Source organism: Pseudomonas sp. zbq_18, assembly GCF_043102245.1.
Classification (GTDB): domain Bacteria; phylum Pseudomonadota; class Gammaproteobacteria; order Pseudomonadales; family Pseudomonadaceae; genus Aquipseudomonas.
This window is the reverse complement of sequence record NZ_JBICIT010000018.1, coordinates 148,004-168,760: the sequence shown is the minus strand read 5'-3', so window position 1 is coordinate 168,760 and position 20,757 is coordinate 148,004. Positions and strand designations below refer to the sequence as shown.

At 63.3% G+C, this 20,757-nt stretch carries 21 protein-coding genes; 14 read left to right on the top strand and 7 right to left on the bottom strand.

The features are described from left to right. Positions 1 to 47 precede the first annotated feature (47 nt). The 9 genes from epd to ACF8C6_RS15305 all read left to right on the top strand — a co-directional run bounded on the left by epd (position 48) and on the right by ACF8C6_RS15305 (position 7,525). Complete coding sequence (gene epd, locus ACF8C6_RS15345) at positions 48 to 1,097, top strand: erythrose-4-phosphate dehydrogenase (RefSeq protein ID WP_392500084.1); 1,050 nt, start codon at positions 48 to 50, stop codon at positions 1,095 to 1,097. A gap of 23 nt (positions 1,098 to 1,120) precedes the next feature. Further along, positions 1,121 to 2,284 carry a phosphoglycerate kinase gene (locus tag ACF8C6_RS15340; protein WP_392500079.1) on the top strand — a complete coding sequence of 388 codons (1,164 nt, stop codon included), beginning with the start codon at positions 1,121 to 1,123 and terminating at the stop codon, positions 2,282 to 2,284. A gap of 112 nt (positions 2,285 to 2,396) precedes the next feature. After that, positions 2,397 to 2,585: a hypothetical protein gene (locus tag ACF8C6_RS15335; protein WP_392500078.1), complete on the top strand. Its 189-nt coding sequence runs from the start codon at positions 2,397 to 2,399 to the stop codon at positions 2,583 to 2,585. Between the two features lie 9 nt (positions 2,586 to 2,594). Further along, positions 2,595 to 2,915, top strand: a complete 321-nt coding sequence (locus ACF8C6_RS15330) for an MliC family protein (protein ID WP_392500077.1) — start codon at positions 2,595 to 2,597, stop codon at positions 2,913 to 2,915. A 145-nt stretch (positions 2,916 to 3,060) separates the two neighbouring features. Further along, positions 3,061 to 4,125, top strand: coding sequence for a class II fructose-bisphosphate aldolase (gene fba / locus ACF8C6_RS15325; RefSeq protein ID WP_021698963.1), 1,065 nt, complete (start codon positions 3,061 to 3,063; stop codon positions 4,123 to 4,125). A gap of 59 nt (positions 4,126 to 4,184) precedes the next feature. Continuing rightward, complete coding sequence (locus ACF8C6_RS15320; RefSeq protein WP_392500076.1) at positions 4,185 to 4,622, top strand: hypothetical protein; 438 nt, start codon at positions 4,185 to 4,187, stop codon at positions 4,620 to 4,622. 247 nt (positions 4,623 to 4,869) lie between these two features. Then, a complete protein-coding gene (locus ACF8C6_RS15315; protein ID WP_392500075.1) occupies positions 4,870 to 5,922 on the top strand; it encodes a cyclic nucleotide-binding domain-containing protein in 1,053 nt (350 codons plus the stop codon). 54 nt (positions 5,923 to 5,976) lie between these two features. Next, positions 5,977 to 6,471: a YgjP-like metallopeptidase domain-containing protein gene (locus ACF8C6_RS15310; protein WP_392500074.1), complete on the top strand. Its 495-nt coding sequence runs from the start codon at positions 5,977 to 5,979 to the stop codon at positions 6,469 to 6,471. Between the two features lie 265 nt (positions 6,472 to 6,736). Next, the gene (locus ACF8C6_RS15305; RefSeq protein WP_392500083.1) at positions 6,737 to 7,525 is read left to right on the top strand and encodes a substrate-binding periplasmic protein; all 789 of its coding nucleotides are present in this window, start codon (positions 6,737 to 6,739) and stop codon (positions 7,523 to 7,525) included. Between the two features lie 16 nt (positions 7,526 to 7,541). On the opposite strand, the gene ACF8C6_RS15300 is transcribed toward ACF8C6_RS15305, so the two are convergent. Beyond that, on the bottom strand, positions 7,542 to 8,012 hold the full coding sequence (locus tag ACF8C6_RS15300; RefSeq protein WP_392500073.1) for a transcription elongation factor GreAB: 471 nt from the start codon (positions 8,010 to 8,012) through the stop codon (positions 7,542 to 7,544). A 92-nt stretch (positions 8,013 to 8,104) separates the two neighbouring features. Between ACF8C6_RS15300 and ACF8C6_RS15295 the strand changes: the two genes are divergently transcribed. After that, complete coding sequence (locus ACF8C6_RS15295) at positions 8,105 to 8,902, top strand: substrate-binding periplasmic protein (protein ID WP_392500072.1); 798 nt, start codon at positions 8,105 to 8,107, stop codon at positions 8,900 to 8,902. A 4-nt stretch (positions 8,903 to 8,906) separates the two neighbouring features. Here the strand turns inward: ACF8C6_RS15295 and ACF8C6_RS15290 are convergent, their stop codons facing one another. Together ACF8C6_RS15290 and ACF8C6_RS15285 are read right to left on the bottom strand one after the other, a co-directional pair. Then, positions 8,907 to 9,359, bottom strand: coding sequence for a GNAT family N-acetyltransferase (locus ACF8C6_RS15290; RefSeq protein ID WP_392500071.1), 453 nt, complete (start codon positions 9,357 to 9,359; stop codon positions 8,907 to 8,909). A gap of 76 nt (positions 9,360 to 9,435) precedes the next feature. Beyond that, complete coding sequence (locus ACF8C6_RS15285) at positions 9,436 to 10,293, bottom strand: helix-turn-helix domain-containing protein (protein WP_392500070.1); 858 nt, start codon at positions 10,291 to 10,293, stop codon at positions 9,436 to 9,438. Between the two features lie 457 nt (positions 10,294 to 10,750). On the opposite strand from ACF8C6_RS15285, the gene ACF8C6_RS15280 reads away from it, so the two are divergent. The 4 genes from ACF8C6_RS15280 to ACF8C6_RS15265 all read left to right on the top strand — a co-directional run bounded on the left by ACF8C6_RS15280 (position 10,751) and on the right by ACF8C6_RS15265 (position 14,232). Further along, complete coding sequence (locus ACF8C6_RS15280; RefSeq protein WP_392500069.1) at positions 10,751 to 11,641, top strand: alpha/beta hydrolase family protein; 891 nt, start codon at positions 10,751 to 10,753, stop codon at positions 11,639 to 11,641. Between the two features lie 334 nt (positions 11,642 to 11,975). Beyond that, positions 11,976 to 12,734, top strand: coding sequence for an alpha/beta hydrolase family protein (locus ACF8C6_RS15275; RefSeq protein WP_392500068.1), 759 nt, complete (start codon positions 11,976 to 11,978; stop codon positions 12,732 to 12,734). A gap of 123 nt (positions 12,735 to 12,857) precedes the next feature. Beyond that, entirely contained in the window at positions 12,858 to 13,703 is an 846-nt protein-coding gene (locus tag ACF8C6_RS15270; RefSeq protein WP_392500067.1) for an HDOD domain-containing protein, read from the top strand. Positions 13,704 to 13,722: 19 nt separating this feature from the next. Further along, positions 13,723 to 14,232, top strand: coding sequence for a hypothetical protein (locus ACF8C6_RS15265; RefSeq protein ID WP_392500066.1), 510 nt, complete (start codon positions 13,723 to 13,725; stop codon positions 14,230 to 14,232). A gap of 69 nt (positions 14,233 to 14,301) precedes the next feature. Here ACF8C6_RS15265 and ACF8C6_RS15260 read toward each other — a convergent pair whose 3' ends face one another. The 4 genes from ACF8C6_RS15260 to glnL all read right to left on the bottom strand — a co-directional run bounded on the left by ACF8C6_RS15260 (position 14,302) and on the right by glnL (position 20,687). Next, positions 14,302 to 15,486 carry an NAD(P)/FAD-dependent oxidoreductase gene (locus ACF8C6_RS15260; protein ID WP_392500065.1) on the bottom strand — a complete coding sequence of 395 codons (1,185 nt, stop codon included), beginning with the start codon at positions 15,484 to 15,486 and terminating at the stop codon, positions 14,302 to 14,304. A gap of 230 nt (positions 15,487 to 15,716) precedes the next feature. Further along, positions 15,717 to 17,906, bottom strand: a complete 2,190-nt coding sequence (gene yccS / locus ACF8C6_RS15255; RefSeq protein WP_392500064.1) for a YccS family putative transporter — start codon at positions 17,904 to 17,906, stop codon at positions 15,717 to 15,719. Positions 17,907 to 18,174: 268 nt separating this feature from the next. Beyond that, a complete protein-coding gene (gene ntrC, locus ACF8C6_RS15250; protein WP_392500063.1) occupies positions 18,175 to 19,608 on the bottom strand; it encodes a nitrogen regulation protein NR(I) in 1,434 nt (477 codons plus the stop codon). Next, entirely contained in the window at positions 19,605 to 20,687 is a 1,083-nt protein-coding gene (gene glnL, locus ACF8C6_RS15245) for a nitrogen regulation protein NR(II) (protein WP_392500062.1), read from the bottom strand. The genes ntrC and glnL overlap by 4 nt, the downstream gene beginning before the upstream one ends. Positions 20,688 to 20,757: the final 70 nt, after the last annotated feature.

Sequence of the window (20,757 nt, the reverse complement as noted above, 5' to 3'; positions counted from 1 at the left end):
CTCCCATGAATGGGAGAGGGGGCACACCGCAGACGCCGAGAGAACCCATGCCCAACGCCCGCCCCTACAAAGTCGCCCTGAACGGATACGGCCGTATCGGTCGCTGCGTGCTGCGCGCCTTGCATGAGCGTGGCGCCGCGGCGGGCTTCGAGATCGTCGCGTTGAACGACCTGGCCGATCAGGCCAGCATCGAATACCTGACCCGTTTCGACTCTACCCACGGCCGCTTCCCCGGCCAGGTGCAGGTCGACGGTGACTGCCTGCACATCAATGGCGACTGCGTGAAGGTGCTGCGCCAGAGCGAACCGGAGGCCATCGACTGGGCCGGCCTGGGCATCGACCTGCTGCTGGAGTGCTCCGGCGTCTACCACAGCCGCGCCGATGGCGAACGCTTCCTCGCTGCCGGTGCGCCGCGGGTGCTGTTCTCCCAGCCGATGGCCGGCGAGGCGGATGTCGACGCCACGGTGGTGTTCGGCGTCAACCAGCAGCGCCTGTCCGGTGCCGAAAAACTGGTGTCCAACGCCTCCTGCACCACCAATTGCGCGGTGCCGCTGTTGAAACTGCTCAACGAGGCGGTGGGGCTGGAGTACGTTTCCATCACCACCATTCACTCGGCGATGAACGACCAGCCGGTGATCGACGCCTACCACCACGAAGACCTGCGCCGCACGCGCTCGGCCTTCCAGTCGGTGATCCCGGTGTCCACCGGCCTGGCGCGCGGTATCGAGCGTCTGCTGCCAGAGCTGTCCGGGCGGGTGCAGGCCAAGGCCATCCGCGTGCCGACGGTCAACGTCTCCTGCCTGGACATCACCCTGCAGGTGGCACGCGACACCAGCGCAGCCGAGATCAATACGCTGTTGCGCCAGGCCGCCGAAGCCGGCCCGCTCAAGGGCCTGCTGGCCTACACCGAGCTGCCCCACGCCAGCTGCGATTTCAATCACGACGCCCATTCGGCCATCGTCGACGGCAGCCAGACCCGGGTTTCCGGCCCGCGCCTAGTCAACCTGCTGGCCTGGTTCGACAACGAATGGGGCTTCGCCAACCGCATGCTCGACGTCGCGGAACATTTCCTCGCCGCCGCCAATTCCTCCAAGTAACCAGCCCCCGTGAAGGACTGACCATGACCGTTCTGAAGATGACCGATCTCGACCTCGCCGGTAAGCGCGTGCTGATCCGCGAAGACCTCAACGTGCCGGTGAAGGACGGCGTGGTGAAGAGCGATGCGCGCATCCTCGCTGCGCTGCCAACCATCAAGCTGGCCCTGGAGAAGGGCGCGGCAGTGATGGTCTGCTCGCACCTGGGGCGTCCGACCGAGGGCGAGTTCAGCGAAGAGAACAGCCTGGCGCCGGTCGCCGCCTACCTGTCCAAGGCCCTGGGTCGCGACGTGCCGCTGGTCAAGGACTACCTCGGCGGTGTCGAGGTCAAGGCCGGCGAGCTCGTGCTGTTCGAGAACGTGCGCTTCAACAAGGGCGAGAAGAAAAACGCTGACGAGTTGGCCCAGCAGTACGCCGCCCTGTGCGACGTGTTCGTGATGGACGCCTTCGGCACCGCCCACCGTGCCGAGGGCTCGACCCACGGCGTTGCCAAGTTCGCCAAGGTCGCTGCGGCCGGCCCGCTGCTGGCCGCCGAGCTGGAAGCCCTGGGCAAGGCCCTGGACAAGCCGGCCCGCCCGATGCTGGCGATCGTCGCCGGTTCCAAGGTGTCGACCAAGCTCGACGTGCTCAACTCGCTGGCCGACATCTGCGACTCGCTGATCGTCGGCGGCGGTATCGCCAACACTTTCCTCGCCGCTGCCGGCCTGCCGGTGGGCAAGTCGCTGTACGAAGCCGATCTGGTCGACACCGCCAAGGCCATAGCTTCCAAGGTCAGCGTGCCGCTGCCGGTCGATGTGGTGGTCGCCAAGGCTTTCGCCGAAGACGCCGAGGCCACCGTCAAGGCAGTCAAGGACGTTGCCGAGGATGACATGATCCTGGATATCGGCCCGCAGACCGCCGCGCAGTTCGCCGAGATGCTCAAGGCCTCACAGACCATTCTGTGGAACGGCCCGGTCGGCGTGTTCGAGTTCGACCAGTTCGGCAACGGCACCAAGGCGCTGGCCCAGGCCATCGCCGAGAGCCCGGCCTTCTCCATCGCCGGTGGTGGCGACACTCTGGCGGCGATCGACAAGTACGGCGTGGGCGAGCAGATTTCCTACATCTCCACTGGCGGTGGTGCTTTCCTCGAGTTCGTCGAGGGCAAGGTGCTGCCGGCGGTGGAAGTGCTGGAAGCGCGCGCCAAGGCCTGATGCAGCGCGTTGCCGGTCTTGTCCTGCTAGGGTGAAAGACGAGCCTCGGTACTGCCCCGGTTAAACCCTGGGCAGATCGGGTTGTCCGATTTCTCGTGCAAGGAGTAAGGCCATGACCAGGTGGATGCTGCTGGGGGTTGTCGCTGTGCTGTTGGCGGGTTGCGCGGGTGATGCCCGCGAAAAGGCTTGCAGGGTCTTCAGCCCCGCGCAGATTGAAACGCCGAGTAGCCAGGGCGCGGAGCGCATGGACGGGCAGGGCGGCGGCGCCAATGGCGGCATGCCCAGCCAGCGTTGCGATTGAGGAGAGCGAATGAAAGGCTTGTGGCTTGTTGGGTTGCTCACTGCGCCGCTGTGGCTATCGGCGTGCGCCGATCAGCCCGTCGCCCATGATCAGTGGACCCGCTGGGTTTGCGACAATCACACCGAAGTGTTGTGGCGCCCGGCGGGCGAAGAGGCCATCGACCTGCGTCTGGGCGGCAGCGATATCGCCCACCGCCTCAAGCGCCAGCCTGCGGGCTCGGGGGAGCTGTACAGCGATCCGCTACTGGCCTTCCACACCAAGGGTGAGGAAGGGCTGGTCTACCGGGTCGGCAATGAGCAGATCGTCGGGCGCAACTGCAAGGCGCGCTGAGCGGCGAGGATTTTGCAACACCGCGTGGCCAACTGGCCGCGCGCACCGGAAGCGGGCGAAGCCGTACCTTCCGGAGAACTTGAACCAGGCCGCCCGTGGGGCAGGCTGCACGATTAACGACCCTTTTTCCGGGAGACAGGAACACATGGCACTGATCAGCATGCGTCAGATGCTGGACCACGCCGCCGAGTTCGGCTACGGCGTACCAGCTTTCAACGTCAACAACCTCGAGCAGATGCGCGCGATCATGGAAGCGGCCGACAAGACCGATTCCCCGGTGATCGTCCAGGCTTCCGCCGGCGCGCGCAAATACGCCGGTGCGCCCTTCCTGCGCCACCTGATCCTCGCCGCCATCGAAGAATTCCCGCACATCCCGGTGTGCATGCACCAGGACCATGGCACCAGCCCGGACGTGTGCCAGCGTTCGATCCAGCTGGGTTTCAGCTCGGTGATGATGGACGGCTCGCTGAAGGAAGACGGCAAGACCCCGGCCGACTACGACTACAACGTGCGCGTCACCCAGCAGACCGTGGCCTTCGCCCATGCCTGCGGCGTGTCCGTGGAAGGCGAACTGGGCTGCCTGGGCAGCCTGGAAACCGGCATGGCCGGTGAAGAAGACGGCGTTGGCGCCGAAGGCGTGCTGGACCACAGCCAGCTGCTGACCGACCCGGAAGAGGCCGCGGCCTTCGTCAAGGCCACTCAGGTCGATGCCCTGGCGATTGCCATCGGCACCAGCCACGGCGCCTACAAGTTCACCAAACCGCCGACCGGCGACGTGCTCTCCATCGAGCGCATCAAGGAAATCCACAAGCGCATCCCCAACACCCACCTGGTGATGCACGGCTCCTCCTCGGTGCCGCAGGAGTGGCTGAAGGTCATCAACGAGTTTGGCGGCGACATCAAGGAAACCTACGGCGTGCCAGTCGAGGAGATCGTCGAGGGCATCAAGCACGGCGTGCGCAAGGTCAACATCGACACCGACCTGCGCCTGGCCTCCACCGGCGCCATCCGCCGCATGATGGCCGAGCACCCGAGCGAGTTCGACCCGCGCAAGTTCTTCGCCAAGACCATCGTTGCCATGCGCGACATCTGCATCGCCCGCTATGAAGCCTTCGGCACCGCCGGCAATGCCTCGAAGATCAAGCCGATCTCCCTGGAGGGCATGTACCAGCGTTACGCCAGTGGCGAGCTGGCCGCCAAGGTCAACTAAGCGACCTGTTGCACCGAAAGCCCCGCTCCGCGGGGCTTTCTCGTATTGGGGAGATAGATATGTCGTCACGTAGCCTGGCGCTAGGTGCGGTACTGCTGTTGGCCGGCTGTGCCGGCCAGGCGCCGATCGAGGAGGGGAGCACTCCTGTCGTCGTGCCGAGTGATCCGCAGCACTGCATCACGCGCGCCGAGTGCACGACCAAGGTTTCGCGCACTTTATTGTTCGTCTTCGACTATGCCGCAGCTGGTGGCGACCTGGTACGGCGACGCGAGCGCCTGTTGTTCACGCCGGCGGAGGCTGCGCCGAGCGACTGGCCTGCGATTCGCATTCACCTGGCCGAGCCGGTCGACGGTCGCTTCGCGTTCAGCGCCGAGTGCAGGCGGCAATCCTGTCGTTACACCCCCGAGCAGTTGCTGCGGGTCTACCGCAGCTACCTGGCCGATCAGCCCTGTTCGCTGCTGCTGGACAGTGCAGTACGGGTTTGCCCGCAGCGCTGAGCGAAAACTGAGCGGGGCCGTGCAGCTCGCGGGCTCTCTGGGCTGGCGTGTTTGCTCCCGCGGTTATCCACAGATTCATCCCCGGTTTCTGTGCGCAACGCTTTGAATGGCAATGCGTTATTCAGCGGGCTAGGCGATCCGACCAATGTCAGTGCCGGGATGCTGGCCTGGCGCTATCGTTAATACATCCTTGGCAATGGAGCGCCCACTGTGCGCAGGGTTGCGTTTCATTGCGGAGGTGCTTGCTATGCCTAACGAACTCTCCAGGCTGACCTGCGAGCAGTTGAGTGGCTTCAGTCCGATGGATTTCCTGACCCCGCACTACCGGCAGCAGCTGCATGCCAGCCTCAACTATCTGCAGCGCCCGGCGGGGACGCCGCTGCTGCGCAGGGGGGAGCGCTCCCTGGCGCAGTATTATCTGCTGGCCGGCAAGGTCAGTGTCGAGGATGGCACAGGCAAGCGTGCGCTTGAAGGTGGCTCGCCCGAGGCGCACTTGCCATTGAATCCGGGGCCGAGCAATCCCGTCACGGTTCGCGCCATCACCGATGTCTGCCTGTTCGCCGTCGAGCATCAGCTGCTGGAGCGGTTGTTGAGCTGGAGCCAGGAGGCGGCCTATGAAGTCAGCAGCCTGACGGATCGACAGGAGGAACAGGCTGAAGACGACTGGCTGACCCGTCTGCTGGCGACCCCCCTGTTTGGCCGCCTGCCGCCCTCGCACCTGCATGCTTTGCTAGCCCGTTTCGAATACGTTGAATGCCATGCCGGGACGACGGTGGTGCGCTACGGCGAACCGGGTGAGCACTTCTTCGTGATCAAGCACGGGCGGGTGCAGGTTGGGCTGCCCTCTGCCAGTCGTGAACAACCGGCATTGGTACTGGAGCGGGGCGACTTCTTTGGTGAGGAAGCGCTGATCAGTGGTGCCGTGCGCTCAGCCAGCGTGACCATGCTGGAGGACGGCGAGCTGGCGCGTCTGCACCGTGACGATTTCGTCGAGCTGGTACGCCCGACACTGATTCCACGCATCAGTACGCAGGATCTGCAGCGCTGGCAGCAGCGCGAGCAGCGCAAGCACCTGCTGCTGGATGTGCGACTGGCTGCGGAATACCGCTTAGGTCATCTGCCGGAGAGCCTCAGCCTGCCGGTGGCGAGCCTGCGTACCCAGGCGGCGGTGCTCGACCGTTCCATCTGTTATGTGGTGACGCCGGAAGGCGGAATTCGCAGCGAGCTGGCGGTGCACCTGCTCAACCAGCTGGGGTTCGATGCCTACCTGCTGGGTGATGATCGCGTGGCGGTTGCCTGAGCCCATCGGCCAGGGTCATGCGCCATCGGCGCCCCGGCGGTTACACTGGCGCGCATGAGTACTCCCTTCAAATACCTTCAAGGCTACCCGGCGAACCTGCAGCAGCAGGTGATGCAGATGGTGGCGGAAAATCGCCTGGGCGATTACCTGGCCGCACGTTATCCACAGCGCCATCAGGTGCAAAGCGACAAGGCACTCTACGGCTATGTGCTTGAGCTCAAGCAGGAGTTCCTGCGCAGCGCGCCTGCCATCGACAAGGTTCTCTACGACAATCGTCTCGACCTGACTCACCGGGCTCTTGGTCTGCACACCGCCGTATCGCGGGTACAAGGCGGCAAGCTCAAGGCGAAGAAGGAGATTCGGGTGGCCAGCCTGTTCCGCGAGGCAGCGCCGGAGTTCCTCAACATGATTGTCGTCCACGAGCTGGCGCACCTGAAGGAAAGCGAGCACAACAAGGCCTTCTACAAGCTGTGCCAGCACATGCTGCCCGACTATCACCAACTGGAGTTCGATCTGCGTCTGTACCTGACCTGGCGCGAGCTGACCTGAGGCCAGCGACTGCGCGTTTACTGAGCAGGTGTATGCAGCCCGCTGAGCGCCTGGCCTGCAGTCCGCTATCCCCGCCTTATCCACAGACTCATCCCCGTCTGCTGTGGGCAACTGCGGTCGCCAGATGCAGCCGTCACGGCTAAGGTTAATGCGGCCACCGTCGTCAATCGTGTCTGGAGACAAGCCGCATGGGGAGCAATCTGCTCGAAGTTCCGAGGTTGTGGGTCGCCTTGCTTTCCAGGTCTTGCGAGGGTGTCTCTTGAGCATGAAGCTGGCGGGGCGTCACAGGTTGATCCGTCTTCCCCTGCATGCTGCGCGGGTTGTCTGTGCGTTGCTCAGTTGCCTGTTTGCCTTCCAAGTCACGGCGCGCGAGTTGCAGGTGGTGGGTACCTATTTCCCTCGCATTTACGAGCAGAGCGCGGATGGTCGTTTCACCGGTCTTGGGCCGGCCGTACTGGAGTCGATGGCGGGATCGCTGCGCAGCGAGTTGCACTTCGAACTTCATCCCTGGGCACGCGCCCAACACATGGTGGAGCGGGGTGAAGCGGATATCCTGGTAGGCCCTTATCGCACCCCTGAGCGTGAGCTGCGTTTTGCCTTTGCCGCCAAGCCTTTCTATCAGGACCGCATCCTGTTCTACGCGCGCAGTGACGTTGATGTTGCCTGGAACGGCAACTACGCCGATCTGCAGGGACGACGCGTGGCCGTAGTGCGCGGCTGGGTCTACGGCGGTCAGTTCGAGGCGGCCCGAGAATGGTTGCAGCCCATTCCTGTAGAAAGTGTCGAGAACGGCCTGCGGATGCTGATGGCCGGGCGTATCGAACTGCTGGCCAGCAATCAGCGCAATACCCTGCCTCACCTGGTAGCGCTGAAGCAGCAGGTGAGCGTGCGTGAGTTGTCGCCTTTGATCGATGTGCAGCGCGGCTACTTTGCTTTTCCGCGCGATGCCGCCCATGTTCAGTTGCGCCAGCGTTTCGATGAGGTGTTTCAGCAACTGGTCGACAACGGTGCGCTGCGCCGCCTGGCAGAGCCTTTGCAGGTCAGCGTGCCCTAGGCGCAACGTCTGCGGCTCACTCTACCTGCAGCACCTGCCAGCGCACCTGGCCGACCTGCACCCAGTCGCCAGGGCCCTGGCCCAGCAACTGTTGGCCGAGTGGCGCGTGCGGGCTGATCAGCAGGATCTCGCCCTGCGCATCGTGCAGCTTGAGGCCGGCGCCGTCCGGTCCCAGCAAAAGGCGCTGGCGCCGCCCGTCAGTGCCTTGCAGGCAGACCAGCGCGCCGAGCTGAATGCCGTTTTCGTCGTCATAGGCGCGTAGCTGCATGGCGCGCCACGCGGCCAGTGCGCGGCGTATCTCGGCTACCCGGCGCGACTGCCCAGCGGCTAGATAAGAGGCTTCCAGGCCGCGGGTGTCGTACTTGTTCTCCGCCTTGCTTTCTTCGTGGGTAGCGGCCTGGTGAGCGGCCTCGGCGGCAGCGATCAGGCTGGCCAGATCGGCTTCGAGGCGATCGCAGACCTGTTGCTGGAGCAGGAGTTTGTTCATGGCTGTATCGGCAGGGGATGAGCGTGCAGGTTAACAGTCGTCTCGAGAGTCGTCGCGAACTAGACTGCCTGCAGTACGGCAAGATGAGGTGCATGGCAATGCATGGCGCGCGTTGGCGTTGGCTGGGATGCCTCTTCGCTTTCTGCCTGTCAGGCGTGTCGCAGGGTGACACGCTGCAGCTCTATACCGAGGAATACCCGCCGATGAACTTCGCGCGCGAAGGACGGCCGACAGGCATGGCTGTCGATCTGGTGCGCGAGCTGCTGGCGCGTACGGGAGATGGGGCGCGCATTCATCTGGTGCCCTGGGCGCGGGCCTACCGCGAGGCACAAGGCGAGGCGGGTAACGGCGTGTTCGTGACCATGCGCACCGCCGAGCGCGAGAAGTTGTTCAAGTGGGTCGGTCCGGTGGCCGTGGTGATCACCAGCTTCTATGCCCTGAAGGGCTCAGGCATCCGCGTCGAGAGTCTGGAGCAGGCCGGCAAGTTGGGCAGCATTGCCGTGCCGCGGCAGTGGTACAGCTATCAGGAGTTGCGCGCGCGCGGCCTGAACAATCTTTATGCAGTGAGTGGGCCGCAGCAGATGATGGATATGCTGCGTCATCGCCGGGTGCCGGTGGTCGTCGCCGACAATGTCACGCTGGAGAGCCTTCTGGCTCTCGGTGGTTTGCGTCTTGAGGAGGTCGAGCCGCTTTATGGCTTTTTGCGCAGCGAGGCCTACATTGCTTTCTCGCCGGCAACCGATGACCGCCTGATTGCGCAGTGGCAGCAGGCGCTGGATTCGATGAAGGCCGACGGCAGCTTCGCCCTGATTTACCGGCGCTGGTTACCTGGCTCCGACCTCCCGCCCGGGCTGATCACACTGCCTGAGGAGTCTTCACTCGCCCACTGAATGCTCAGGGGCGGCGCATGCCGATATGCGGGATGCCGTCTTCCAGATAGACCTCGGTAACGGGCAGAAAACCATAGTGCGCGTAGTACTGGCGCAGGTGAGCTTGGGCCGACAGATAGATAGACAGCCCCGGCCAGCGCTCGGTGCAGGTTTGCAGGGCCCGCTCCATGAGCTGGTGCCCCAGGCCGATGCCACGCGCATGCGGGGCGATCACCACGCGGCCGATCACCACCTCGCCGGCCTGAAACCTTGGGTCGAGCAGGCGCAGGTAGGCCAGCAGTTCGTCGGCGTGCCAGGCCATGAGGTGGCAGGTATCACCCTGCAGATCCTGGCCGTCCACTTCCAGATAGGGGCAATTCTGCTCCACCACGAAGACGCGGGTACGCAGGGCCAGCAGGGCGTACAGTTCTTCCTTGCTCAGCTGCTTGTGGTGTTTGCAGGACCAGTGAAGGTTCATCGGGGACTTCTGCACTGTTTCAAACCGTTACTTTAACCCGCTGGCCTGAGCGGGCTCGCCAGTTATTTCCACCCGCTTACATTGCCTTGCAGACCTCCACGGGTACAGCGGTTTGGAGCGTGGGCGCTGGGGTATCCGCGAAGATGTAGCGCACGTGAGTGCTCTTCGAAAAGGCGTAGGAGAAATTCACACCGAAGAAACCGCTGTAGCAACGTGACAGGTGGGCGGCATCGGTAAAGCCGGCGGCCTTGATGGCCGCGCTGTTCGGCATTCCTGCCAAGGCCAGGATGATGAAGTCGATGAGCCGATACCAGAGCCGGTGCTTGCGCAGTGGTGCGCCTACCTGCTGGCTGAAGAGACGGATCAGGCCGGATTCGGAAAGGCCAACCTCCTCGGCCAGCGAGCTGACCGAGATGTTTTGTGCCGCGGTACATCTGATGCGTTCGACAACGTGACGAACGCGCGGGTCGATAGGCATGCTCTCGGCACTTGCCCCCTGATAAATGATCGACGCGACGCGCTGCTCTGCTTCGCCAAGGCTGGGGGCGTCTTCGCGCAAATTGAGCAGATTGTCGATGAGGCGCTGTTCGTCGGCGTGATGGTAGTAGACCCCGCCGTGCGACGCGCGCATCTGTCGTTTCAGGGTCAGGAAGTCGGGCTGTGCGGCGTCCAGGTAACAAGAGGAGATGACCGCATTCCGGTTGTCGATGCTGATGCGCGCGCCCGCCGGAATCAGCATGCTCTTGACGCTGACCCAGCGGCTGTCGTCTGCCGTTTGGAACTTGATGCTGCCTTCCAGGCTGGTGACCAGTGAGGCGGCACCCGAGTGGAAGTTGCGAATGCGCAGTTGCGTGCGGCCCAGGTAGGTGTAGCGAGTTCTGGATATATAGATGAGGGCCGGAGGGGTGGTGGGGCTTATGGTTACAGTCTTCATATTTAATTCTTGTTCTATATGAAAGTTGTAACGTCCCTGGGCTGGGGGCGGCTTAAGTCCTTTTTGCCGTGGGTCTGCTGCAGGATAGGGGATGGGTAAAAGCTGTCAATTGTCCTATCTCGGGTTTGTGCGTTTCGTATGTCATCTAAAGGTATTAATACCTCGGCTAATTAAGTGGCTTTTAATTGGTTTTAACGGGGTTTCCGGGGCTTTCCGATTAGGTTTTTTCAGAGCGTCTTCAGTAGCTGTTTTTATTGTTACTTATATTCCCGATGCGGGCTTTAAGTGTTTATTGATGGGGCGTTCTACAGCCTCGATATATTTGTATGAATTGAGCTTGAGTGGTGATTGTTGGCCGATTGGGCGCTTGCTAGCTTCTCGCCGCCACAGCTCCAATCTTGTTGTACGGGGGCTGGATCAGGTTTTCCGTAATAACAAATCCAAGAAGGAATAGAACATGGTTTTCAGAGTCTCAGTTGCCAAGACGTTCCTGTTGGCCGCCTCACTGGTAGTCAGCTCCTATGCGGTGTCGGCTCCGTCCGCTCCCTGCTCGAATTGCACCCGCGGTCCGGCGCCGACCGTGGCTTCGCTGAAAGCGTCCAGCGGCCCCTTCAGCACGGCCAAGTTCAGTGTCTCCGGTTACCTGCGTGGGTTCGGTAGCAGCACCGTGTATTACCCGACCAACACCACCGGCAAGATGGGCGCCATTGCCGTCATTCCGGGCTATCTGTCCTACGAAAGCAGTATCGAGTGGTGGGGGCCGCGCCTGGCCTCCCACGGTTTCGTGGTCATGACCATGAACACCAACACCATCTACGACCAGCCGGACAGCCGGGCCGACCAGCTCAGCAGCGCGCTGGACTACCTGATCAGCCAGGGCAACTCACGCACCAGCCCGCTGTACAACAAGATCGACAGCACCCGTCTGGGGGCCATTGGCTGGTCGATGGGCGGCGGCGGATCGCTGAAGCTGTCCACCCAGCGTTCGATCAACGCCATCATCCCGCAGGCCCCCTGGTATTCCGGTTACAACACCTTCAACCAGATCACTACCCCGGCACTGATCCTCGCCTGTGAGTCCGACGTGGTTGCACCGGTGGCGTCTCACGCCTCGCCGTTCTACAACCGCATTCCCAACTCCACGCCCAAGGCCTTCCTGGAGATCAACAACGGTTCGCACTTCTGCGCCAACTCCGGTTACCCGGATGAAGCGCTGTTGGGGCTGTACGGTATTTCCTGGATGAAGCGTTTCATCGACTTCGATACCCGTTACAGTCAGTTCCTCTGCGGTCCCAATCACACTGCCGACTACAGCATCTCCGAATATCGGCAGAACTGCCCGTATTGATCGGCCTGGTCGGGGGAGGCCGTTCGGCTTCCCCTCTCTTAGTCTGAAACTTTCGCTGTGGTGCGCTTGTATGAACTGCGCGTGATTGCAGATTGTTGTCATCCACCTGCCTTGTTAGTTTTTTTGTCCGCGGCCTTATGCTGATGGCGTTAGGGCAACGGCTTCTTAACAACAAAAACTAATGAAGGTGACTGTGATGAACGGCAAACTTTCCCTGGCTAGGCTGGCCCTTTTTACAGCGTCTCTGCTGGCCTGCACCTACGCCTTTTCTGCTCCCAGCCCATCGGCTCCTTGCAGTAACTGCACTCGCGGCCCCAACCCCACCGAAGCCTCGTTGAAGGCCAACTCCGGACCGTTCAGTGTTTCCCGCTTCAGTGTGTCCGGCTTCCTGCGCGGTTTTGGTAGCAGTACGGTGTATTACCCGACCAATACCACCGGCAAGATGGGGGCCATCGCTGTCATTCCCGGCTATCTGTCCTACGAGAGCAGCATCGAATGGTGGGGGCCGCGCCTGGCGTCCCATGGTTTCGTGGTCATGACCATGAACACCAATACCATTTACGACCAGCCCGACAGCCGCGCTAATCAGCTCAGCAGCGCACTGGACTACCTGATCAGCCAAAGCAACTCACGCACCAGTCCGCTGTACAACAAGATCGACAGTACCCGTCTGGGCGCTATTGGCTGGTCGATGGGCGGTGGCGGTTCGCTGAAGCTGTCCACCCAGCGCTCGATCAACGCCATCATCCCGCAGGCGCCTTACTATGCGGGTTTCAACCGCTTTGACGAAATCAAGACGCCGGCCCTGATCCTGGCCTGCGAGTCCGATGTAGTCGCACCTGTCGCTATCCATGCCTCGCCGTTCTACAACCGTCTTCCCAACTCGACGCCCAAGGCCTTCCTGGAAATCAACAACGGCTCGCACTTCTGCGCCAACTCCGGCTACCCGGACGAGCGTCTGCTGGGTATGTACGGTATCGCCTGGATGAAGCGTTTCATCGACTTCGATACGCGCTACAGCCAGTTCCTCTGCGGCCCCAACCACACGGCGGATTACAGCATCTCCGAGTACCGCCAGAACTGCCCATACTGAGGACTGTTCGAACCACCAGCCAAGGGCGGACTTTTTGATCCGCCCTTTTTATTTGTGCCGCCGTGACGCGTGCCTCCACCTACACTCGATGGGGAGATGCGGAGGTGCAGATTGGCGGGTGAAGTGTCCGAGTATGCGATCTACCGGCGGGTGATATCCCAGCTCATGCAGGGGCAGGAGCAGCTGCCGAGCCTGCCGAAGCTGACGCTGGAGATTCGTCGCGCGTTAAAGGATGGCGCGGTGAATACTGCAGTTCTGGCGCGCCTGATCGGCCGTGATCCGGCCTTGTCGGCACTGCTGATGAAGCATGCCTCGTGCGCCCTCTATCGTCATCCGGTAGCCCCCAGATCCCTGCAGGACGTGATTGCCCAGCTTGGCCTGCGCGAGGTGGATCGCATCACCATGGTGCACAGCGTCAAGAGCCTGTTCACCCTGCACAGCCCCGGGCACAAGCAGCTGTTTACCGATGTTTGGGGGCGCCTCACGCTCAAGGCGGGTATATGCGTTGTACTTTCGCGCCTACTGGGGCGGGTGACGCCGGAGCACGCCTTGTTGGCTTGCCTGCTGGGAGAGGTCGGTTCCCTGGCAGTGCTGTCGGCGTTCAAGGACGGGGCGCAGATTCCCTCCGCCCAGCTGTACGCCAAGTTGTGCCGAGAATACAGCGGGTCGCTGGGCGTGATTCTGTTGAAGCAGTGGACGGTGGATGACGAGTACATCCAGGTGATCCGCTGCACGGGTAACTGGCAATACAGCGGCGGGCCTGGCCTGGATCTGATCGATCTGGTCAACCTGGCTCACTACCACGTGTCGAGGGTGAACGATGCCGAACCGGAGTTACCTCAGCTGCAGACCCTGGCGGCCTATCAGAAGCTGGCACCGCCACTCAATTTGATCAATGCGCGTGGCGAGTTGGAGTTGCTGATCAAGCACCGGGCGGACATCGATGAGATTGCCAAAACCCTGCACTAGCGTTCTCCTTCCCCTGCTTATGGGGTTTTTCTATTGGCTGCCGGCTCAAGCCGAAGAGCGCTGGGTGGTGGCCGTGGCAGAGTTGCCGGGGCTGGCTGAACGCGATGCCAGTGGCCCGCTGCTGGCGCAGTTGGAGCTGTTGGATCGCCAGCTCGACGGGGTGAGTCTGGAGGTGCGTGTAGTGCCCTTCGCGCGTTCCTTGTTGTTGGTACGTCAGGGGCAGGCAGACCTGCAGATGCCCTATATCGGCCTGCCTCAGGCACCTGCAGGGCTACGCTATGGCCGGCAGCCCTTGGGACAGGTGAGCTTTGCCCTCTACAGTCGGCGCATGGAGCCATTGCGGCGTGAACAGCTGCAGGCGGTTCGCTTTGCCGACTACCAGGCTCTCTGGCTGGTGGCGGATAGCGCGCGTGGCGCCGCCATCGAGCAGCGTTTCAGCGCGGCGCTCAGGGTGCTCAGGGCCAATGGTGAACTCGAACGCGTCGCTCCCGCCTTGCTGGAACAGGAACACTGGCAGCCCTGGCCCTGAGGGCGCAGCCATGCCCGGGGCCGGTGCGGGCGCTCCGTACGCGGCTGGCCGCCGTGCTTGTTGTGAGGCTTAAACGTACTCGGCCGCCGCATGCGCCGAGGCCCAGGCCCACTGAAAGTTGAAGCCGCCCAGGTGGCCGGTCACGTCCAGCACCTCGCCGATGAAGTACAGCCCTGACGACTTCTTCGATTCCATGGTTTTCGAAGACACCTCGCGGGTATCGATACCGCCCAGGGTCACCTCGGCGGTGCGGTAGCCCTCGTTTCCGGCCGGCACCAGGCGCCACTCGCTCAAGCGGTTCGCGATTGCGCCCAGCTCGGCCGGGGTGTACTGCTTGAGTGGTTTGGAGGCGAACCACTGCTCGGCCAGCAGGGTGGCCATCTTCTTGGTGAACAGTTCGGCCAGCAGGGTCTTGAGTTCGGTATTGGGACGCTCGCGCTGCTGGGTGGCCAGCCACTCGGGCAGATCGATATGCGGCAGCAGATCAATTTCGATGGCATCACCGGGGTGCCAGTAGGAGGAAATCTGCAGGATCGCCGGGCCACTCAGGCCGCGATGGGTGAACAGGATGTTCTCCTTGAAGCTCTGGCCGTTGCAGCTGACGACACAATCTTCCACCGAGGTGCCGGACAGCTCCGTACACAGCGCCTTGAGCTGCGGCTCGGTGATGGTGAACGGCACCAGGCCGGCGCGGGTTGGCAGCAGGTTGTGGCCGAACTGTTTGGCCACCTGGTAACCGAAGCCGGTGGCGCCGAGAGTGGGAATTGACAGCCCGCCGGTGGCGATCACCAGCGACTCGCAGTGGAACTCGCCGGCACTGGTGCGCAGGGCGTAGCCGGCATCCTGCTTGGCGATGCGTTCGACGCTGGTGTCCAGGCGCAGATCGACGCCGTACTCGTCGCACTCGGCCAGCAGCATGTTGAGAATGTCGCTGGCCTTGCGGTCGCAGAACAGCTGGCCGAGTTTCTTCTCGTGGTAGGGCACGTCGTGCTTGACCACCAGCTCGATGAAGTCCCATTGGCTGTAGCGGGCCAGTGCCGATTTGCAGAAGTGCGCGTTGTGCGAGAGGAAGTTGGCCGGCTCGCAGTACAGGTTGGTGAAGTTGCAGCGCCCGCCGCCGGACATGAGGATCTTCTTGCCCGGCTTGTTGGCGTGATCCAGTAACAGCACGCCACGCCCGCGTGCGGCGGCCTTGGCCGCGCACATCAGGCCGGCGGCACCGGCGCCGATGATGATGACCGGGAAGAAGGACAAGGGCTGCACCTCGGATGTTCGCAGAAGGCGCGCATTCTAGCGGAAAGCGCTGCAGTGCCTGAGGGTAGTCGTCGCGTAGCGCGGTGTTCAGGCGCTTTTGTAGGAGCGACTTCAGTCGCGATGGCTCTGCGGCTCAGGTGTTGCCCAGGATTTGCCCCTGCGTAGCGCTTTTGCAGGGAGGGCTTTCGCGGCTGAAGCCGCTCCCACAGAAAAGCAGGTCCTGCCACAGCTCAAGCCGCCTTGGCCTCACCCTGCTGCGGCTGTTTCTGCAGGTGCGCAACCAGGGTGCGCAGCGGCGCCAGCTGGCGGCAGATCAGGCCGAGCTGCACCTGCACCAGGCGATGGCCCTCGTCCATCTCATCGGGCAGTTGCTCCAGCTCCTCGGCCAGGGCCTGATCCTGTTCGTCATACACCGCCACGGGCTGGCCGTCGCGCAGGTTGCCGGCGATGGCGTCCAGGGTCTGGCTGATATGGGCCACGGCGCGGTCGTGCAGGGCATCGCTGGCATCGTCGGCCAGGCTGGCTCGGTGGGCGCCGAGGGCTGACAGGTAGCTGAGCAGGGTGTGCGACAGCACCAGGAAGCGGAAGCCGGTTTCGGCATCCTTACGGAAGTGGCCGGGCTCCAGCAGCATGTTGGACAGGGTGGTCGACAGCGCAGCGTCGGCGTTGTGCGCGTTGCGCCGAGCCAGGCGATAGCTCAGGTCGTCGCGGGCGCCAGACTCATACTGCTGCATGATCTGCAGCAGGTAGCGGCTGTTGCTGCTGAGCGTACTGGCCAGCACCTGGTTGAGTTTGCGCCCCTGCCAGTCGGGCAGGATGAAGAACACCGCCAGGCCGGCGATCACCGTGCCCAGCACGGTATCCACCAGGCGTGGCCAGAGCAGGGCATAGGCATCGCTGATCTGGTTGAAGCACAGCACCACCACCAGGGTCATGGCGCTGGTGGCCAGGGTGTAGCGGTCGACCCGGTTGGTGAAGAACACCACGCCGGCGACCACGGCGAACAGCGACTGCAGCAACGGATCGGGGAACAGGCGGATCAGCGCCCAGCCCAGCACCAGACCGAGCATGGTGCCGCTGACCCGCTGCACCAGGCGCAGTCGGGTGGCGCCATAGCTGGGACGGCAAACGAACAGCGTGGTGAGCAGAATCCAGTAACCCTGCTGCGGGTGGATCCAGTGCAGCAGGCCATAGCCGGCGAGCAGGGCGATGGACAGGCGCAGGGCGTGGCGAAACACCAGGCTGGTCGGCGTGATGTGTTGGCGCAGGCGCGTGAGGGCGTCCTTGAGGTTCTGCGGCGAGCGGTCGAGCAGGGCGCTGTCCTGCTCATCGGCCAGGGCGTCCGGGTTGCTGGCGCTGGTCAGTTTGCGTTCCAGCGTCGCCAGGTTGCCGGCCAGGGCGCCGAGGGCGCGCAGCAGGCGGCGCCAGGCCGGGTTGTTCTGCTCGCGCAGGTAGCTCATCGAGGCATCCAGCTCGGCCATGGCCTGGCTGTTGTCGTTGTAGTCGAACGGCTGGCGCAGGCGGATGGCACGGCCCAGCGCCTGGCAGGCCTTGCCCTGCTGGCTGAGCAGACGGCCGCAACGGAACATCACGTCGCTGTGGAAGAAGGCCTCGGCCAGGGCGTTGTAGGGATAGTGCGAAGAGCTGGCGCGCTCGTGGATGTCCTGGGCGATGAAATACAGCTTGAGGTAGCGGTTGGTCTTCTGCCCGCTGCGCTTGCGGCTCATGCGGTTGAGGATGATTTCCTTGGCCAGGTTCAGCGCGCTCACCACCCGGCCGTTCTGTCGCGCCAGCTCCAGGCGGCGGGCTTCGATATCGATCTTGCGCACCGGCTCGAACAGTGAGGCTTTCAGGCGCAGATAGGTGCCCAGCTCGTCGAACACCCGCGCCAGCGCCTGTTGTACGGGCTGCTGGCTGAACAGTGCGCTCCACAGTACCGCCAGCAGGCCGTACCAGGCCGCGCCGCAGATCAGCAGCAAAGGCTCCTGCCAGAAGATGCCCTGGGCACCGCCGCGATGCTCCAGGCCGATCGCGGTATAGATCGCCAGAATCAGAGTGGCCGAAGCGACCGCCGCGTAGCGCTCGCCAATGCCGCCGAGCAGGGTCATGCCGAACGCCGCCAGGGCCAGGCCGGCGCCGAACAGCAGGGGGGTGGGAAACAAAAGTTGCACGGCGCTGGCGGTGGCGGCGAAGCAGATCAGGGTGACGATCAGCGCCTGCAGGCGGCCGCGCCAGTGGTCGTCGCTCTCGGCCAGCGCGCTGGCGATGCAACCGAGGAACAGCGGGATGACGAACTCGATGCGTTCCAGGTACCAGCACAGCGCCATGGCACCGGCGAGGGCGATGAACACCCTAACGCCATAGGTGAACTTCTCGCGCGCCCAGAGTTGGCGCAGGGTGTCATTCAGCGATGAGGACATGGCAGCCTGATAGAAAAAGAGAGGGTGCCGCGAGAAGACGGCAATGGGCCTGCATGAGGCACTCTTTTATTGACCTTTCGCTCAGAGGATAACCTCTTGAGTTTTTGCGTGGCAGCCAATGCTTGGCGAATGTTGTGGGCGTATGGCGGCATCGCCACCTTGGAGCGCCGCGTCTGAAGCCACGATCGGGGCGCGGGAAAACGCAATTGCCAGGCCAATTGCTGCACCATGAAAAACGGGCCCGCAGGCCCGTTTCAGTTGCAATGGCTTAGTCGTCGCCCTCGTCATCGTCGCCGCCATCGACCTTCATGCCCAGCTCCTTGATCTTGCGGGTCAGGGTGTTGCGGCCCCAGCCCAGCAGTACGGCGGCATCGCGGCGGCGCCCGGCGGTGTGCTTGAGGGCAGTCTCGATCATGATCCGCTCGAAGGCCGGCACGGCGCTGTCCAGCAGGCTGGACTGGCCGCGCGCCAGCGCCTGGTCGGCCCACTGGCGCAGGCCCTGCTCCCAGTTGGTGGCCGGGGCGTTTTCCTGCGGCTGGGTCAGCAGTTCCGGTGGCAGGTCATCGACATGCACCTCGCGCCCGGAGGCCATCACGGTGATCCAGCGGCAGGTGTTCTCCAGCTGGCGCACGTTGCCGGGCCAGGGCAAGTGTTTGAGGTAGTCCTCGGTCTCGCTCTTCAGCAGCTTGGGCTCGACGGCCAGTTCCTGCGCGGCGCGGGCGAGGAAGTGGCGGGCCAGGGTGGGGATGTCCTCGCGGCGATCGGCCAGGCGCGGGATATGGATGCGGATCACGTTGAGGCGGTGGAACAGGTCCTCGCGGAACTTGCCGGCCTGCACCAGGGATTCGAGGTTCTGGTGGGTGGCCGCGATGATGCGCACATCAACCTTGACCGGGGTATGCCCGCCGACCCGGTAGAACTCGCCATCGGCCAGCACGCGCAGCAGGCGGGTCTGGGTGTCGGCCGGCATATCGCCGATCTCGTCGAGGAACAGGGTGCCGCCGTCGGCCTGCTCGAAGCGCCCGCGGCGCTGGTTGGCCGCGCCGGTAAAGGCGCCTTTCTCATGGCCGAACAGCTCGGACTCCATCAGATCCTTGGGGATGGCCGCCATGTTCAGCGCGATAAACGGCGCGGATGCGCGTGGGCTGTGACGGTGCAGGGCGTGGGCGACCAGTTCTTTACCGGTACCCGACTCGCCGTTGATCAGCACGGTGATATTGGAGTGGGAGAGGCGACCGATGGCACGGAACACCTCCTGCATCGCCGGTGCTTCACCGATGATTTCCGGAGTGCGGCTCAATGCCGCTGGGGCTTCCAGGCCCTGCTGCTCCTGGGCGTGCTGGTTGGCGCGCTTGACCAGGGATACGGCCTCGTCGACGTCGAACGGCTTGGGCAGGTACTCGAAGGCGCCACCCTGGTAAGAGGCGACCGCGCTGTCCAGGTCGGAGTGGGCGGTCATGATGATCACCGGCAGGCGCGGGTGCAGGTCACGGATCTGCGCCAGCAGGTCGAGGCCACTGGCACCTGGCATGCGGATGTCGGAGATGATGACGTCCGGCTGCTGGCGGCTCAGCTTGCTTAGCACGCCGTCGGCGCTGTCGAAACTCTGGGTGGTCATGCCCTCCTGCTGCAGGGCCTTTTCCAGAACCCAACGGATGGAGCGGTCGTCATCGACGATCCAGACGGTTTCACTGCGGCTCATGTGTGCATGGCTCCTTGTTCCAGCGGCAGGAAGATCGAGAACACGGTATGGCCGGGATGGCTCTCGCACTCGATCAGGCCCTGATGCTGACTGATGATGTTCTGGGTGATGGCCAGACCCAGTCCGGTGCCATCCGGACGACCGCTGACCATGGGGTAGAAGATGGTTTCCTGCATGTCCTGCGGAATACCGGGGCCGTTGTCGATGATTTCCATCTTCACCACCAGGCGGTGGCGGGTGTGGCCGATGGTGAACTGGCGCAGGGTACGGGTGCGCAGGCTGATGCGGCCCAGGCGCAGATCGCTCTGTGTGGACAGCGCCTGCAGGGCGTTGCGCACGATGTTGAGCACGGCCTGGATCATCTGCTCGCGGTCGATCAGCACGTCCGGAATGCTCGGATCGTAGTCGCGCACCAGGGTGATGCTGCCCTGGCTTTCGGCCTCGATCAGACTGCCGACGCGCTCCAGTACCTCGTGGATGTTGGTCATGGCGAGGCTCGGCAGCTTGTTCGAGCCGAGCATGCGGTCAACCAGGTTACGCAGGCGGTCGGCTTCCTCAATGATCACGTTGGTGTAGTCGCGCAGGCCCTCGTTGGGCAACTCGCGGGCCAGCAACTGGGCCGCGCCACGGATGCCGCCGAGCGGGTTCTTGATCTCATGGGCCAGGCCACGCACCAGCAGCTTGGTGGTCTCCTGCTTGGACAGCTGCGCCTCTTCCTTGGTGATGCGCAGCAGGCGGTCACGGGGGTGCACCTCCAGCAGCAGCAGGGTCTTGCCGGCGCTGAGAATCGGCGTCACGGCGTAATCGACCGTCAGCGTCTGGCCGTTCAGCGCAGTGAGCATGGCTTCGCGCTTGGTGAACGGATGGGCGTGCTCGACGGCCTGGCGCAGTGAGCTGAGTGCTTCCGGCGATTCGGTGAACAGCTCACTGATGAACTGGCCATGGCTGCGCTGACCGCTGACCGCCAGCAGCATTTCCGCGGCCGGGTTCATGTATTCCAGGCACAACTCGGCGTTGAGCAGAATGGTGGCGGTGGTCAGGTTGTCCAGCAGTAGGCGATGCAGTGCGTCGTTGATCATGGCAGGGTCCTGGCAATGGGCAGGAAAATGCAAGAAGCAAACCAAAGCCCCGAAAAGACGCGTGGTTTTT

Excerpts from the sequence above, each read along its gene's own strand:
- epd (WP_392500084.1), top strand. The coding sequence starts at position 48 with ATGCCCAACGCCCGCCCCTACAAAGTCGCCCTGAACGGATACGGCCGT.
- ACF8C6_RS15340 (WP_392500079.1), top strand. The coding sequence starts at position 1,121 with ATGACCGTTCTGAAGATGACCGATCTCGACCTCGCCGGTAAGCGCGTG.
- ACF8C6_RS15335 (WP_392500078.1), top strand. The coding sequence starts at position 2,397 with ATGACCAGGTGGATGCTGCTGGGGGTTGTCGCTGTGCTGTTGGCGGGT.
- ACF8C6_RS15330 (WP_392500077.1), top strand. The coding sequence starts at position 2,595 with ATGAAAGGCTTGTGGCTTGTTGGGTTGCTCACTGCGCCGCTGTGGCTA.
- fba (WP_021698963.1), top strand. The coding sequence starts at position 3,061 with ATGGCACTGATCAGCATGCGTCAGATGCTGGACCACGCCGCCGAGTTC.
- ACF8C6_RS15320 (WP_392500076.1), top strand. The coding sequence starts at position 4,185 with ATGTCGTCACGTAGCCTGGCGCTAGGTGCGGTACTGCTGTTGGCCGGC.
- ACF8C6_RS15315 (WP_392500075.1), top strand. The coding sequence starts at position 4,870 with ATGCCTAACGAACTCTCCAGGCTGACCTGCGAGCAGTTGAGTGGCTTC.
- ACF8C6_RS15310 (WP_392500074.1), top strand. The coding sequence starts at position 5,977 with ATGAGTACTCCCTTCAAATACCTTCAAGGCTACCCGGCGAACCTGCAG.
- ACF8C6_RS15305 (WP_392500083.1), top strand. The coding sequence starts at position 6,737 with ATGAAGCTGGCGGGGCGTCACAGGTTGATCCGTCTTCCCCTGCATGCT.
- ACF8C6_RS15300 (WP_392500073.1), bottom strand. The coding sequence starts at position 8,012 with ATGAACAAACTCCTGCTCCAGCAACAGGTCTGCGATCGCCTCGAAGCC.
- ACF8C6_RS15295 (WP_392500072.1), top strand. The coding sequence starts at position 8,105 with ATGGCAATGCATGGCGCGCGTTGGCGTTGGCTGGGATGCCTCTTCGCT.
- ACF8C6_RS15290 (WP_392500071.1), bottom strand. The coding sequence starts at position 9,359 with ATGAACCTTCACTGGTCCTGCAAACACCACAAGCAGCTGAGCAAGGAA.
- ACF8C6_RS15285 (WP_392500070.1), bottom strand. The coding sequence starts at position 10,293 with ATGAAGACTGTAACCATAAGCCCCACCACCCCTCCGGCCCTCATCTAT.
- ACF8C6_RS15280 (WP_392500069.1), top strand. The coding sequence starts at position 10,751 with ATGGTTTTCAGAGTCTCAGTTGCCAAGACGTTCCTGTTGGCCGCCTCA.
- ACF8C6_RS15265 (WP_392500066.1), top strand. The coding sequence starts at position 13,723 with ATGGGGTTTTTCTATTGGCTGCCGGCTCAAGCCGAAGAGCGCTGGGTG.
- yccS (WP_392500064.1), bottom strand. The coding sequence starts at position 17,906 with ATGTCCTCATCGCTGAATGACACCCTGCGCCAACTCTGGGCGCGCGAG.
- ntrC (WP_392500063.1), bottom strand. The coding sequence starts at position 19,608 with ATGAGCCGCAGTGAAACCGTCTGGATCGTCGATGACGACCGCTCCATC.
- glnL (WP_392500062.1), bottom strand. The coding sequence starts at position 20,687 with ATGATCAACGACGCACTGCATCGCCTACTGCTGGACAACCTGACCACC.